The organism is Nostoc mirabile CHAB5784 (assembly GCF_020829645.1).
Lineage (GTDB): Bacteria > Cyanobacteriota > Cyanobacteriia > Cyanobacteriales > Nostocaceae > Nostoc > Nostoc mirabile.
This window is the reverse complement of sequence record NZ_JAIVFS010000088.1, coordinates 1-15,388: the sequence shown is the minus strand read 5'-3', so window position 1 is coordinate 15,388 and position 15,388 is coordinate 1. Positions and strand designations below refer to the sequence as shown.

Sequence of the window (15,388 nt, the reverse complement as noted above, 5' to 3'; positions counted from 1 at the left end):
GGCAAAATCTAACAGTTGCATTTACATTTAGTGCGGCGATCGCTTTTAAAAGTCAAAGAAATATTTCATTTTAAATTTAATAAATCCTGGGCTATAAATTGACGATTTGTAGAGACGTAGCAGTGCTACGTCTCTACCAATAACCGTTTTATATTTCACGCTTTTGCATCGCCGTTGTTGCCGCCTTGAGTTTATTCACCAAAGTTTTCATTGCAGATTCCTGTGGCTGGCGTGGCGGAATCTTTTGTTGCCCAAAACCGTCAAACAATTCGTTGAGCTTGACTGTTATACCCAAATATGCACCTCCCGCAGAACGTGTGCCAGAAAAATCTCGATCGTCAACTTTACCAAATACATATCCAGCCGAAAGGCGCAGGTTAGGCGTGAGGTAGTAGCCTGTTTCTACAACAAACCCTGTTTCGCTGTAGTTAGGCTGACTAATTACACGAGCCTCACCCACCAAATCCCAGCTATATCCCAAACGATAGGTAGCCCGTAATTGCGCCAGATTTACTGTGCTAGTACCAGCTAAATCGCTAGCTATATAAGAAGTACTGTTACGCAAAGCATACTTACCATAGAATTCCCATTGCCAGTTAGGAGCGTAAATAGCTTCTAAAGCAAAAGTATGGTCTTGGGAACCTGTACCACTTCCTAACAGGATGGTGTCAGGGATGGTTGATGGATTTTGGCGATATTCATAACGCAATAAGGCATTAAATTTATCGCTATTGGGGTCGCGGTAAGCTAAACCCAACTTCAAGTTAGCAGTATCTCCCAATCCTGAAAGCTTTTGATTGGAAGAACCAGCTTGTTGATAACGTACCAAAGCTGTGAGAGCCGGAGAAATTTTACCCGTAACACCTGCGGTAATTACTGTATTGCTACCACTAGAAGAGGAACGATGTTCATAACGGGCACTGGCTTGAAACTGCGGATTATCAGAGTATTCCAGCCCTACACTGTAGCTATCGCCACCATCAAATCCGATCGCAGATGCTGATTGACCAAAAGCGAAGGGTTGGGCATATTGTTGGCCTGCTCCAGTCCGTCCGAAGAAGTTGCCAAATACGTGTTCGTAAGCAACGTTCAGCCGCAATCCCGAAGCAATAGTCCAGCGATTATTTAGACCAATTGCTCCTTGAGTAGTCATTTCATTAGCACCACCCAAAATTGAGTAACGACCGGTCAAAGTAGTATCTGATCCGAGTTTGTGTTCACCGTTGACACTCAAACTGGTGATGGAATTACCCGAATATTGACCGCTAGTGTAAAACTGTTGGGCTAGACTGATATTCACACCAGGAATAGCTGCCCAATTCAACCCGAAGATGGTACGGTCTGGGTAAACAGTATCTTTTTGGGAAGATAAACTTAGTTCATTTTGCGCCTGAAAAGTCAGGTTCTTCGCAATGGGAACTGAAAAACGCGAACGCAGTTGATCAGAAGTACTACTTAGGGCGCTGTCGGGGATGCGGTCTTCCCGATGACGATGAATCCAATCTACATCAATAGTAGCTTTACCCAGGCGTTGTTGAATCCCGGCGGAAATCGTCGTCAACGAATTATCAACTTTGCTCCCAGGTATCGCCTCATTACGCGGTGCAAACAGTTCTTCAAAGGTGTCTAGGGGTTGGGGAGCAATCCCAAAATTGTCTTCGTGGTCATATTGCACTCTGACGTTAGTGGTTGAGGCCAGTTTAGCTGTAACCTGCGCTCCATAACGGGTTTGTCCTGGGACAAAGCTGATAGTGGCATTATTGGCAAAACCTGTATCAGCAAAGCGATAATAGGCACGACCTTGAATCCCGTTAGCAATTTGTCCCTCAGCTTCCAGCCGGTAAGCGTCACCGCTAACCTTTCCCACAACATCAGAATCATTAGTGGAATGGGCATATTCTGCGATCAACCTACCCCGATCGCCCAAAGAAATCAGTGCATCTGCACCGTAGAGTTGAAAGTCACGCACTCCCTGATTTTCTTGGACGTAAGTTGCTCCGATCCAGCTTTCGGAGTTAAGTTTGCGGGAAAGGTTATATTGCAAACGACCAGCATAGATATTACTATCAGAATCTTCGCTGTCGTATTGATAGCTAACAACAATCCGGCGTACCAATACTTGTCCGGTTTGATCAATATCGGTGCGGAGGATGGGTTCGCGGAATAATAAGGTACCGCGATCGTAGTCGATTTCGTAGTCTGGGCCTCGGTTAAGCTGTTTGCGTTCTAGTACAGTCCCAGGACGATTGAGTTCTTCTAACTCGATAAAGACATTTTCGCTACCTGGTTGTAGTATTCTGCGAGAGAGGAAGTAATAACCACTAGTGCCATCAGGAGCAATGGTATCGCGTTGAAACCCTTCTAAGTGGTTGCCATACAAACCTGTAATTTGTAGGTTCCCTAAGTTGTAGTTAGCCTTAAAACCGTGGAGTTGACGGGTGATAGAAGTAAATTGCTGCGATCGCCGCGCAAATTCTTCTGTGTTGTAGTCACCCCACATGGCATAATCAGGGGAAGATCCGGGGATACCAGTTGAGCGCTCAAAACGCAGATATACGCTGTCAATGGAAGGAGCGACGACATCAACTTTCGAGCTATCACCGTAGACAGGATAATTTTGCTCACTGAATTGGTAAGTTCTAAATAGGCGATTATCGCAGTTGCAATCTTCATTGAGGCTACGAGAACTATTGTATGCGCCTGTAAACAACCACTCCCCGATCGCACCAGTTGCAAATACTGCTGAACGGAAATCTAATTGCGTCCCGTTGTCTTTGTCAGGAGGGAGGAAATCACGGAAACTGCCGTAATAATTTGTACCTCTAGCGCCCAAACGTAAATCTACTACCCCTGTCACCAAACTCGGACGCAGCGCCGTTTCAAATTGTAGTTGAGTAAAGGCTTCTAAATCATTAGCGATCGCCCGAATTCGGACAGTTTCGGCTTTGAGTTGCGATCGCAAAATCCCTGTAAATTGTCCCCCTTTCGCCTCCACTTGAAATCCGGGTTCATCGGGAAAGAAGTCTTTTCCGACAAACTCCCCAGCAGTGGCTATCAAAGTGACAACAGCATCACGATTAGAGCGATTGCCACTTGCATCAATGAGTTGACCCCGAATTGTCGCTGTGGAACGTCCATCTGCCGGGATACGAGACTCAACAGTTTCTAAAGTTAGTTGCTGTGGCGCTCCCCGGACTGCGACTTGCACCGTGACGGGGGGTTCTGTCCCTCCAACTACTTGTGCAGAGATGGTATTTTTACCTTCTTTTAACGAGACACCATACCATGTCTGCGTTAATAAGTTGGTTGTGGCATCACTTTCTGTCCGTCCCACCAAAGAAGAATCTACCAACACGCCATTCACCCGCAATTCCACCTGGCTGCCAACGGTAAATTGCACAGTGACTGTGGTAGCTGGTACATCTACAACGCTGTCAGGTGTTGGAGTCAGGATTTTAATTACTGTGGAAATGGCGGGAGTGGGGGACACGGGAAGATTTTCATTCACCCCTTGCCCGTTCTCTACTCCTGCTATTTTGCTTAAACCTCTAGGTAAACCTACGGAACTTGCTGGTTGAAATGGTTGTATTTGCCTTGGAGAAGCTTGCAACTGTGTTTCGGTGTCTTTACCTCCATCATTCTTGTTCTCGATTCCTGCTATTTTGCGTAAGCCTCTGGGTAAACCTACGGAGATTGCTGGTTGAAATGGTTGTATTTCCGTTTCACTTGCCTGGACATCTGGAATTGAAGTATCAGTAGTTGGTGAGGAAGGAAATTTGTGAGGTGGAACCTGCTGCTCGGAACTTTTCACGTTATCTGGAAAAACCAAAGCGGAACCTAACCCCCTAGCACCCTTCCCTACAAGAGAAGGAGGAGAATTCAAAGCCTCTCCCCTTGTAGGGGAGAGGAATGGAAGTGAGTTTTCCAGATCCGGTGAAAAGTCAGGATCTTCAACACCCTTATCTGCTTGCGAAGGGGAATCGGGTAAAAAGATATCTTCATTGACGGGTTCTGCTTTGACTATTGCAGGGTACAAAATAAGGCTGAGAGCTACTACCGGCATCGCCCCCATCAACCTCAGGTTAAATGTATTTACATAGTCCAGTCTAGGTTTCATTTCTTGACTGGCTCCTGAAAGGCGGGGGTAACTGCGAAATTCATGCGTACCAAGCCACCAGGCTCTAAACGCACTAGACGAGATTGGCTATTTCGTTCACGGAATTTTTCGTTGGGAGCTAAGGTGTAACCGGTTACACTACTGAGGTCTAGTACACCCGTATGGTTTCCTGGTAAGGCATTGGCTAATGAAAACAAACCATTCGGATCTGTTGTGATGCGGTTTCCATCCTCCAGAAAAATCACCGCATTTGGAACTCCAGGCTCACCACGCTGTTGTTCACCGTCAAAGTTTTTGTCAACAAACACGCGACCGATGATTGTGCCACAATCAGAAACGATTCCTGGACGAATTTTTAACTGGTGGGTTGCTGGCCCATCCTTAGTGCTAAAACCGTTGTCAGATCGTCGGGCATTAGCGATCGCACTATTACGACCTGTTCCCCGCAAAGCATCGGCTGTTAGTTGAGCCGCGTAAGCAATATTCAAGATTTTCTCTGTAGGAATTGTTACATCTGTGCGGAATGTCACCGTGTTTCCATTGCGTTCTGAGGTGATAGCGATCGCTTGACCATCCAACTCTCCCCGCACAGATTTAGGCAAGAACTGGAATCCTAAAGGTAAGTTGTCGGTAACAACTAAATTATTCAAACCAGCATCAGCGAGATTTTTTACTGAGAGACGGTAGATTACTGTATCTCCAGGTTCAGCAGTAGCGCGATCGCTTGTTTTGATAATCTGCATCTGATTGGGTTGACACATATTTGTACTGAATTCAAAAGCAAATAACTTCAGTGCTTGGGTTTCAGCATTGTTAACTAAAACAACCGTATCCTCGACCCTTGTCTCGCCTATAAGACTAATTGGCTGACCATCTAAAGAAGTAGCGACATACCGCACGAGATTATTACCTTCACTGCCAGTGCTAGCAATGATTTCAATCTTGATGCGTCGTTGTTTATAGATGGAATTTGCTGGTGGATTGACTACAAAAATGTAGCTTCTACCTGGATCAGTTTGACCCTTGTTGGGATCGAGGAGGAAATTGTAGACACCCGCAGGGTTATTCGTAATAAAATAGGGATTACTATTCTCGATATTTGGCGATTTGCCACCGGAAACGTTGTTATTAGGAATATCAGGTAACTCTGTTCGAGTTAGAGGAACTAAGCTTCCCAATTCTGTCCCTGTTGGATCGCTGGAATTAGGTTCGTATACCCCAACTGAAAAACCTGTATAGTCAGGTAAAAGTTGTCCAGCGCAACCTAAAATCCGCCCTAATGGGTCAACTAATGGGTTAAGACTAACATTAAGCTGACTAGAACTTCCTTGATATTTATAATTACTAGCAGAGTCTGTATAAGTATAAGTAGCTTGATTTATTAATACCAAAGACGCACTCAGATTGTTAGTCGGTTGCGCGATCGCTGGTAGAGGTATAGTAGTATGCAAAACACTTGCCAGAAGAACAGTAGCCGTTAACCTTTGATACCAGCTACTGCTAGAAGTAATTTGGTTTCGGTTTTGAGGACAGCTCACTGAACATATCTCCTCTGGAATGCCACTTTTTTTGTTAATAAAATCACTTGTTTATCTATCGAAGATCCCTCCGATTCTCCTTATAAAGCAGGGCTGTTTCATTCCCTTTACCCCCTTAAAAAGGGGGTCGCCACAGGTGGGGGGATCTTATCCGTATAGGCGTGAATCAGCGCACTTGGGTTTGATAAGTCGCCTTAACTGTTGTCTTTGCTGCAACTAACGGAACTTGCAAACGGATGTGGGTGTAAACATTTGCTGGCGCTGGTTTTGTTTCCACTTTGCCGTTAGGAAGAGTAACTTTTACAGTAGGATTTTCGACAAAGCTGCGCCCGCCATCAATGCTGTAAATAACTTTAGTACCATTAGTTGCAGATACAGATTTCAGTACGTACACCATTCCTTTAGGAATAGGTTGATTTAGAACTAAATTCTTCACTGGGCGATCGCTCTTATTCTCGCTATTTAAGGTATAACGCAACACATCTCCTGGTTGCACCACAGCTTGACCTTTCAACGGTTGCCATTTCTTACTTTGCTTACCTTGTTGATCCTGTGCCACTACTTGCTTTTCTGCCTCTAAGCGCAACTGTAACTGCCCTTGAGGTTTGACATTTTGAGCGATGGCTCCGCCGACGCCCTCAGCGTACGCGCTTGTAGAATGCCATAGAGAAGCCACTCCCGGCACTTGACTGACAAATGGAACGGTAGCAATGAGTGCGATGGCTCCGCCAACGCCAAAGGCGAACGCTCCTAAACCTGCAAAAGAAAGACGCTTCATATCAATAACCTCAAAAAATTTTCACAATGTCGATTGCTGATTTATCTTTCCCTGTTTTCGTTGGGAAATAATCAGTTTGTAGTTGGCGATTTAGGACTAAAGCGCTAACTACAAACACAGATGTGCTATCACACCCCTCTTTATTTGCAAAGAGGGGTGAAATCAAGCTATCTAGTTAACCTTGCGTTGGAAGGTAAATGTTCTTTGAACACCAGGTGCAATCTGTCCAGTAGCAGTATTTACATACTTTGTGACATCACTGTTTACCGTGGTTCCAGTTTGATCGATGCCAGAGTTAGTAGCTGGAGCACCAGTGAAGAACTGGATAGTTGAAGCCCCAGAATCTTTAGCTGAACCAACAATGTTGCTAGTATCAATTTGAGTGTTATTGTCGTTGTCTAGCGCCCAGTTGTTCTTACCATCATTCGGGGCTGTACTGAGGGTACCATCTTCAGTAATCACAACTTTGTCAGCATTCAAAATCACGTTACCGGTTCCAGCTTGAGCATCAGAAATATTTGTGTACCGAATTTGGTACTCAATAATGTTGCCTGGAGCAGGATTTCTGGGTACATCAGGAACTCCTGAATTCGGATCAGTACCGTTAAAAGCTGGTGTAGACTCAAAGTTATCTTGACCTGTACCAACTGCTGGCCCAGTTCCTTGTAAAACTCGTGACACTTTCAGCAGTTTTAAGAAGCCAGTGTAGACGCGATCAATGGAGATGTTGTTGACTTCACCAGCATCAACTATACCATCATTATCAGTGTCAATCAAGGCAGTAATAAATACTGGGAAGCCCTTACCGGTATCAGTCGATAGTTGTGTATTAGCTGGTAGGTCAACTTCTACACCATAATTAACACTGGCACCAGCAAGAACACCAGAGACTTTAATTGGTGTATTACCTGTTGCTATGGTAAAAGCACCAGTACCACTATCGTAAGTATAAACAGCAGATTGACTGTTATAGCTAACAGTCACCTTTGTCAGATTTGGCAAATCTGTGAAAGTTGCTGGTGCGGTTGGCACTATTGTGATGTCGTTAGTGGCAGTACCGTTGTTCTTAATTGTGTTAGTGAAGCCAACTGATTGCGGGTCAAGTCTACTACCAGGTGATGTGTTAGGAGGAACAAAGGAAGATTTGTTGGTGAAGTCATCGTTGTTCCCCGTTAGCCCAGTAGCATCCGGTGCATTATTTGGCCCATTTAAAACTGAGTTTGCTGCGGCGACTGAAACAGTATAACGGTTGACATTTCCTGTAACAGAATTAGCACCTTGGTTGTTATTGCCCGTATCAATATTGGTGGGAGTAGTGGCATAATAGCCAGCGTCAGGTGTAGTAGGAAAGGCTCCAGTAGTGGGGTCAATATTATCTGGGTTTTGGTCACCTGAATCGTCAAAGAGTAGTGGGCTAGCTGGATCACCAGCAGTTTTACCGAACACTTGAGCGATGTTGTTAACATCTGTCGGTGTCGTTCCTGTGATTCCAGTGGTCTTTACTTGCACTGTAAAGCCTGTAATGGTTGTTCCAGTAGCAACTGTAGAGATAGAGTTAGGATCGTTAATAAAACCAACCCGTCTAACTACACCGCCATTGCCTGTTACATCAGCACTGTTAGTTTTCCACAGAGCCTGATCAGCAGTTGTAGTTGCAGGATCTTCGCCAGCGTAAACCACTATCCACCCTGGAGGAGCGGTTGGGGTACTATTAACAGCTGTCGATGCTGGAATTGCATCAGAAACTAAGATGCGAGAAACTGCATTATTATCTACATTGATACTTGTACCAGCTAAAGCTGCGGGTGTTAGCCCCCGATTGGTTACGTCGTTGCTCTCAACTCGCAAGCTTAAACCATAAGTCAGCACATCATCATTGAGTACGGAAACAACACCAGCGTTGTAGCCTGTCCGAGTTTTGAGTATTGTCGCTAGAGCAACGGTTTTAACAGTGTTGCCCACTTGAGTTTGCTGGGTAATACTAGCTTCTCGTGTACCATTAATTGGTGCGCCAGCAACTTCCCCAAGAACAAGTGGAGTATCTGGATTATCTACAGTATAAACGTCACCACCATCAGGACTCCGCAGTTGGTTTTGAGCATCTCCAGGAGTGTTACCAAGGGTAACTTTAATTATGTCACCCGATTGAGCGCCAGTCTGTACAGTCACTGGCACACGCACCAACACAGTTCCACTAACCGGAATTGAAGGTGTATCTACACCACCGGCTGTTACGTTTGTCCAAGTTGCACCACCATCAGTACTGTATTGCAGTGTGCCACTAGCTGGTGTTGCATTATTTTTATCAGCAGGAAGTACACCAGAAACTGTACCAGGCCCAGTTGTTGTTGCTTGGTTGGGAATATGGAATTTGGTGGGGTCGTTACCTACGTTCGTTAGGGTGTAAGTGTAGGTTAGTAAATCGTTAACTCCAGCAGTGCCACCATTATTATCTGTAACACCCGACGCTGTGACAGTAATACCAGCAACCTCTGCTACAGTCACGGTAACAGTGTTAGAGGTGGAATTTATAGTTGTCCCTGGTGCGTTGGGATCTTCGTAGGTAGCAGTCGCTTCGTTGCTGATAGATTGACCACCAGCTGTACCGTCAGCTAATACAGGTGCAATAAATTGGAAAAGACTACTAGTTAACAATGCTGTTGCTACTAGAGATTGGTAACGCTGGCGCTGCTTGTTGACAGATTTCTTTCGGTTTACCATAGAAATAGTTTGTTTATTTGCTGAACTTGTATCTTGGGTTTTGAGACAGGATAAAGTTCGGCAATTCCTTAAAGAATTACCGATTAGACCAGCCCAAAACGTTAATGTTTCGGGCACTGCATATTTAAGGAGTTAACTTATTGACACTCCTGAAAAACTAGATTGAGGCAATAGGCAGAAAAGTTATTGCCTACTTGTTTTACGCTTACCGTTGATTATCAAGGCTAGCGATCGCAAATATGGGTAACTTAACTACTGTGTTTTGCTGAATCGTTGATGTAAGTAGCAATGTAACTTTTGCTCCAAAAAAAAGTCTTCAGTATAAATAAGTAACTTCTTTAGCGATGAATTGAGTGCATCAAAGCTGAAAAATCAACTTCATTTTGGCAATACGTAGAGCAATTTTAGTGGTTTAATCATACGCTCAAAAGACTAAAGCTTTTATATAGCAATGCTTTTGAGTTTTTGCTGTCATCTATGTTTACTATCTGGTAGAGTCATTGAAATAAAAAATAGAAGGTTAATTTTAAGTTATATAAATCACTCAAAGTTAGGTAGTAATTTCCATAAATGCAAATTCATCATAGATAGAATGCAATTTAATCATATCAATGATCAGTGTTAAGACTGAGTACCTTGAGCTATTATCTAATTTTTTAACAAGTATAATCTACGTTTAAATACTAAAAATAACGTTTACGCATATAAAAATTTTACAGAAATCCTTTTTTTCAATACTAGCAATACCCGACATTTTTAGTCGGGTATGTTTGACGTGTATTTTTGCTCGTGTTAGTATCAGGCGACAGCAGACAGACAAACGCAGAAAGACAAACAGGGAAAGCTAGTTTATGACTCAGGCAATCAAAACCCAAACCCCAACCCAAACCCAAACCAGCACTGCCTACTTTCAAGCCTTGAAGTGTAAGGAATGTGGTGCGGAATATGAACTCAAAGCCAGTAATGTTTGTGAGTTATGTTTTGGCCCTTTAGAAGTCAAGTATGACTACAGCGCCCTCCGTCTGACTGTCACTCGTGAAACAATTCAAGCCGGGCCCAATTCAATTTGGCGCTATCGTCCCTTTTTGCCTGTTGCAACTGACAATGTTATAGATGTGGGAACGGGTATGACTCCCTTGGTTCGTTCTCACCGCCTTGCCCGTCGCCTGGGTCTAAATAAGCTTTATATAAAAAATGATGCCGTTAATATGCCCACCCTTAGCTTTAAGGATCGGGTAGTTTCAGTTGCTCTATCGAGGGCGCGAGAGTTGGGTTTCACTACCGTTTCTTGCGCTAGCACGGGTAACTTGGCAAATTCTACAGCTGCTCTGGCAGCTCATGCCGGTTTAGACTGCTGTGTGTTCATCCCCGCAGATTTAGAAGCTGGTAAAATTATCGGTAGCCTGATCTACAGTCCCACCTTGATGGCCGTCAAGGGCAACTACGATCAAGTAAATCGTCTTTGCTCAGAAGTTGCTAATACACATGGCTGGGGTTTTGTCAACATTAATCTGCGTCCTTATTACTCTGAAGGTTCCAAGACGCTAGGTTTTGAAGTTGCGGAACAACTAGGCTGGGAACTACCCGATCATGTTGTTGCTCCCTTGGCTTCTGGTTCACTCTTTACAAAAATTTATAAAGGGTTCCAAGAATTTATCGAAGTTGGTTTGGTAGAAAACAAGAGCGTCCGTTTCAGTGGCGCTCAAGCTGAAGGTTGTTCACCTATCGCCCAAGCCTTCAAAGAAAGAAGCGACTTTATTAAGCCAGTAAAACCGAATACAATTGCTAAATCGCTAGCGATCGGCAACCCAGCAGACGGCATTTATGCTGTCGAGTTAGCTCAAAAGACTGGTGGTAACATTGAATCAGTCAATGATGCAGAAATTATTGATGGCATCAAGCTGCTGGCAGAAACCGAAGGCATCTTCACAGAAACAGCTGGCGGTACAACTGTGGCCGTGCTGAAAAAACTGGTAGAAGCTGGCAAAATTGATCCAGATGAAACCACCGTGATTTACATCACCGGCAATGGTCTGAAAACTCAAGAAGCAATTCAAGGCTACGTTGGCGAACCCTTGACTATTGATGCCAAACTCGATAGTTTTGAACGGGCGCTAGAGCGATCGCGTACTCTGGATCGCTTGGAATGGCAACAAGTCCTCGTTTAATTAGGAGTTATGAGTTATGAGTTATGAGTTTTTTATCTATAACTCTTAACTTTATTCCTAACTCCTCACTCCTCACTCCTCACTCCTCATTTTGTACTTCTATGGCTGTAACAGTTTTAGTTCCTACGACTCTTCAGAATTTGACTAATAACCAAGCTAGTCTAGAATCCAACGGTAGCACCATCGCTGAATTGTTGGACTCCTTAGAACAAAGCTTTCCTGGGATTAAATCCAGGTTGTGCGATGAACAAGGTAAGCTACGACGATTTGTAAATTTTTACGTCGATAGCGAAGATATCCGTCATTTAGATGGTATTAACACAGCCCTTAAAGATGGCGATGAAGTAAGTATTGTCCCTGCTGTCGCCGGTGGTTAATACAGAGAACACCAAATAAAGTAGAAGCCTGACTAGACAAACTTTTGAGAGATTGTCTCGTTCCCCTGCTCTGACTGGGAATGCTCATTAGTGGGATACCGTCTCCCTGACTTGCCGCAGAGACGATGCAGCTAGCATTTCCTTCTTAGATCGTGGAAATGAGATTTTCTCCGGTATTTTGACTAAAGTTAACACAATATAAGGGACTTCCAAATAAAAAAATACTCAAAAAACTGGCGAAAAAACTCTCTCCTCCTTATTCCTCTGTGTTCTCTGTGTCTGGAGTGGTTCGTTTATTTGGATAATTTATTTCTTGGAAGTCCCTAAGTAATGCCGCACCACTTATGTTATATGGGGCTAATTTTACTTGGTTGACTGTTAGACTTCTCACGGCATCTGGAAAACCTCACTTTCAGACCCTCTCCTAAGAGGACTTTTCAAACATCCTCAGAACTTACGCAAACAATAGCCGAAACCCTTATTTTCAGGTAGGGACAATTCATGAGTTGCCCCTACAGCGTGTACTTTTGCGTAAGCCCTAATCCTCTAACTATGGAGCAATTATCTGAGGAAGTCTTTGTTGCCAAGGCTCATTGTTATCAATAGTTAAGATAATCCAATTAACCACAATATAAAACTATATTTTCTTGTTGCAATTCATAACTATATCCTTTGAGTAACTAAGTAGGTAGGCGTAATTAAACATAAGATAAAACCTCACCCTCAATCCCTCTCCTTGGTAAGGAGAGGGAAGCCGGAGGCAGGGTGAGGTTTTATATTTAATTTGACCCACTTACTTATTAATTCGTGTTTTCATTGGTTTTTGTGCCCAATTGGCTACAAGCATCTGTCAATACTTAAGTTCAATAATATTTATTGATAAGTGGAATTAAAAAAGAAAAGTACTCCGCAGTATGCCGATGGTAACTGAGTCACTATCTGGTGTATGTCCAGGCTCCAAAATATGGATTATTCCTGGTGTAATACTGATATTATCTGTTAGCTGGAAACGATAAAATGCCTCAATTTGGGTGGTCGTACCTGGTTGTCCACCTGCACGTCCTAAACCTGTATTGATAAAATCAGGAACATTATTCCCTACAGGTAAGTTGCTACTGGTGATTTTAGGAGGTTGACCGACATAAATTCCCCCCAAATTTCCTTTAGCAAATAAATCAGGGAAATTCAGAAACACCATATAATTTGTCGTCTCTACATTTCCCAAACGCCCAGGAATGTAAGATTTAGTATAACCACCCCATGCACCTGCACTAATACGGGGTGAAATTTGCCAAGTAACAGTCGCACCCACGGCGTTGGTTTGCAATGGTGCTGATTTTCCGGTTGTGGTATTAACTGTAGTTAAGCATTCATCGCCAACAAAGGTTAGTAAACAACCATCCGAAGAGTAATTGTTAACGTAATACAAACTTAAATCTAGAGTATCGGTTGGTGTCAGCAGCAATTGCACACCTGTAGTCGTGGTTCCATCAAATAAACCGCTACCTTTACCAGAATTTCCTGGTTGATAACTAGTATAAATTGCCTGCAAACTAGCGCGTTTAGCAAATTGCCAATCAATAGCTATACCGCCGTGACCGTATCCCATATTTAAAATTGGGTTTCTTTGGGCAAAATAAGACAATGGCCCTGTTGCAGCACTTTCTACCCGATTGGGGCCTCGGAAAGCAGATGGCATACTTACGCCTTCTGTTCCCACCATTACTGCTAATTTATCTGTCACCAGCCAATGAAAATTGAGGTCACTTACAATCAAGCTATCTGTAGGAAATTCGTAGCCAAGTAAAACATCATTTCGGGAAACACTATTGGTAAATCTAGGTGTAGTTTTTCCTTTACCATCTAAAAGACCTGTAAACAAATAACTTCGGGGAGTGATTTGACTAGTTAAATATAGTTGCGCCAAGGAAATAACATTAATATTTGTCCCCGCATCCTCTGTATCTTTTTGTCCATCTCTAGGATTAACATCACCACGATTGTTAGTCCGTCCTTGAATCCCAACTATCAGTAGTCCACTGAGTTTGGTTGTTGTTGAGAATTGGTTGGCTTTGATTTCGGCAGTTCTGGCTTCTAAACTATCGACACGACCCCGCAAAGTTGCTAATTCAGGGGCAAATTCTGACTGCAATTTTTGTAATATTGCTAAATCTTCGCGGGTGACTAAATCGCTGGTGGCTGTAGTGATTAATTCGTTGACTCTATCTAAACAAGCATTCACACCGGCGGCGAATTCATATCGAGTTAAGGCGCGATTACCGCGATAGTTGCTATCTGGATAGCCTGCTATACAACCATAGCGTTCTACCAAAGATTGTAATGCTTGGAATGCCCAATCGTTAGGTTGTACATCCTTGAGTTGAGAAACCGATGTAACTTGCGCCATCGGATTTACTGGGGAGAGGGAAGAAGAATTTAAATCTATACTCTCCTGCGCCTGAGTAGTTCCTGTGTCTATGTACTCTTGTGCTAGCGCTTTTTGTGCAACTCCATTTACTCCCGCAATTAGTAACCATGCGAGCATCCAAGTTTTGCTATGACTGCTGTTAACAAGTATACCTTTCAACTTTTTACACTCTGCTCACATACTTAAGTGAAAAGTGTATTCGTGATTGTCTCGCATTCACATGGGAAAATTTACGGATTTTGTCCAAAATTAGACTTAATCTTTCTGGGCAACTTATGAAAGGGCGAGTATAACAGGGTATTAGGTAATAGGGAGTAGGGAATGGGGAGTGGGGAGTAGGGGGTAGGGGAGAAGTTGCATTAAGGGTTTCCCCTCTGCTTCTTGTGCCTTTTGTGCTTCTTGTGTCCAATGCCCAAAAATATCCACTGGATTGATTGAAAACTAATATGGCAAATCGCTCACGCAAGCTGACGCCAAAAAGCTCTAAACAAAATAAACCTCATGCAGGTATGATGAAACGCGTCGTTAAAAAACCCCAGAAAAAGCTAAAACGGGGAAGTTGGTTGTCGTCAATGCTAGCGATGTCTACGACGGGCTACGCCTACACAATTCTCTTAAGTAGTGCTAGTCTAATTATGGCTTTTGCCTGGATTAGTGTTCTCTTCATCTTCAATCCAGATCAGGTAAGCTGGCTAAATAAAATTTTACCTGCATGGGCACAAATCCCCCTTGGTAATCACGAACGCCCACAAACTCTCAAACAAATTCAACTCGATTTGAGTAAAAAAAACCAAATATTTGGGGAAACTCTGCCTTTACATCAAAATGTGGAAGACTCTTTTTTACTACCAGTTTTACAACAGCGTGCTAATTGTCAATCTGATTGTGAAGAACTGGTGGAACTCAGGGTTTATGAACGCTCAGAAGAGTTAGAGTTTAAATCTCAATCAGAAAATTACTATTATCTAGCAACTCAATTACCTGTAACTGGGCCAGAAGAATCCTTTGTGATTTCTCCCTCACTTGATGGGACATCAGAACTCCAGGATATCAGCATTCCCCTACCTTTAACTGAAGTGCAACGCTTTGAGGGTGCAACACCATTACCTGGGGTTTGGTTTGATTTGCGCTCGTAGTCGAATGGCACTAAGAAAAGCTCTAAGCTATACGGAATAAGGGCTACAGCTTTGAAAGTTATTGAACAGTCGAGGAGGGGTCAGGCGGTCGTCCTTGATGCAGTGTCATGGAAGCGATCGCCACA

8 protein-coding genes are annotated in these 15,388 nt (G+C 43.4%); 3 read left to right on the top strand and 5 right to left on the bottom strand.

Annotation, left to right across the window (positions count from 1 at the left end; all coding sequences use genetic code 11):
• Positions 1-148: 148 nt before the first annotated feature.
• The 4 genes from LC653_RS34230 to LC653_RS34215 all read right to left on the bottom strand — a co-directional run bounded on the left by LC653_RS34230 (position 149) and on the right by LC653_RS34215 (position 9,154).
• Positions 149-4,117 carry a TonB-dependent receptor gene (locus LC653_RS34230; RefSeq protein ID WP_229499249.1) on the bottom strand — a complete coding sequence of 1,323 codons (3,969 nt, stop codon included), beginning with the start codon at positions 4,115-4,117 and terminating at the stop codon, positions 149-151.
• Entirely contained in the window at positions 4,114-5,655 is a 1,542-nt protein-coding gene (locus tag LC653_RS34225; RefSeq protein ID WP_229499247.1) for a DUF11 domain-containing protein, read from the bottom strand. Before LC653_RS34225 ends, LC653_RS34230 begins: the two co-directional genes overlap by 4 nt.
• Before the next feature lie 166 nt (positions 5,656-5,821).
• On the bottom strand, positions 5,822-6,433 hold the full coding sequence (locus LC653_RS34220; protein WP_229499245.1) for a hypothetical protein: 612 nt from the start codon (positions 6,431-6,433) through the stop codon (positions 5,822-5,824).
• Positions 6,434-6,604: 171 nt separating this feature from the next.
• Positions 6,605-9,154 carry a beta strand repeat-containing protein gene (locus tag LC653_RS34215; protein ID WP_229499243.1) on the bottom strand — a complete coding sequence of 850 codons (2,550 nt, stop codon included), beginning with the start codon at positions 9,152-9,154 and terminating at the stop codon, positions 6,605-6,607.
• 851 nt (positions 9,155-10,005) lie between these two features.
• Here LC653_RS34215 and thrC point away from each other — a divergent pair.
• Positions 10,006-11,322, top strand: a complete 1,317-nt coding sequence (thrC, locus tag LC653_RS34210) for a threonine synthase (RefSeq protein WP_229499241.1) — start codon at positions 10,006-10,008, stop codon at positions 11,320-11,322.
• A 101-nt stretch (positions 11,323-11,423) separates the two neighbouring features.
• Positions 11,424-11,699, top strand: a complete 276-nt coding sequence (locus LC653_RS34205) for a ubiquitin-like small modifier protein 1 (protein WP_229499272.1) — start codon at positions 11,424-11,426, stop codon at positions 11,697-11,699.
• 889 nt (positions 11,700-12,588) lie between these two features.
• Here LC653_RS34205 and LC653_RS34200 read toward each other — a convergent pair.
• The gene (locus LC653_RS34200) at positions 12,589-14,244 is read right to left on the bottom strand and encodes an iron uptake porin (RefSeq protein ID WP_229499239.1); all 1,656 of its coding nucleotides are present in this window, start codon (positions 14,242-14,244) and stop codon (positions 12,589-12,591) included.
• Between the two features lie 329 nt (positions 14,245-14,573).
• On the opposite strand from LC653_RS34200, the gene LC653_RS34195 reads away from it, so the two are divergent.
• On the top strand, positions 14,574-15,263 hold the full coding sequence (locus tag LC653_RS34195) for a hypothetical protein (RefSeq protein ID WP_229499237.1): 690 nt from the start codon (positions 14,574-14,576) through the stop codon (positions 15,261-15,263).
• Positions 15,264-15,388: the final 125 nt, after the last annotated feature.

Bases quoted from the DNA above. Each gene is read 5' to 3' on its own strand.
- LC653_RS34215 (WP_229499243.1), bottom strand. From the start codon at position 9,154: ATGGTAAACCGAAAGAAATCTGTCAACAAGCAGCGCCAGCGTTACCAA.
- LC653_RS34200 (WP_229499239.1), bottom strand. From the start codon at position 14,244: ATGCTCGCATGGTTACTAATTGCGGGAGTAAATGGAGTTGCACAAAAA.
- LC653_RS34205 (WP_229499272.1), top strand. From the start codon at position 11,424: ATGGCTGTAACAGTTTTAGTTCCTACGACTCTTCAGAATTTGACTAAT.
- LC653_RS34230 (WP_229499249.1), bottom strand. From the start codon at position 4,117: ATGAAACCTAGACTGGACTATGTAAATACATTTAACCTGAGGTTGATG.
- thrC (WP_229499241.1), top strand. From the start codon at position 10,006: ATGACTCAGGCAATCAAAACCCAAACCCCAACCCAAACCCAAACCAGC.
- LC653_RS34220 (WP_229499245.1), bottom strand. From the start codon at position 6,433: ATGAAGCGTCTTTCTTTTGCAGGTTTAGGAGCGTTCGCCTTTGGCGTT.
- LC653_RS34195 (WP_229499237.1), top strand. From the start codon at position 14,574: ATGGCAAATCGCTCACGCAAGCTGACGCCAAAAAGCTCTAAACAAAAT.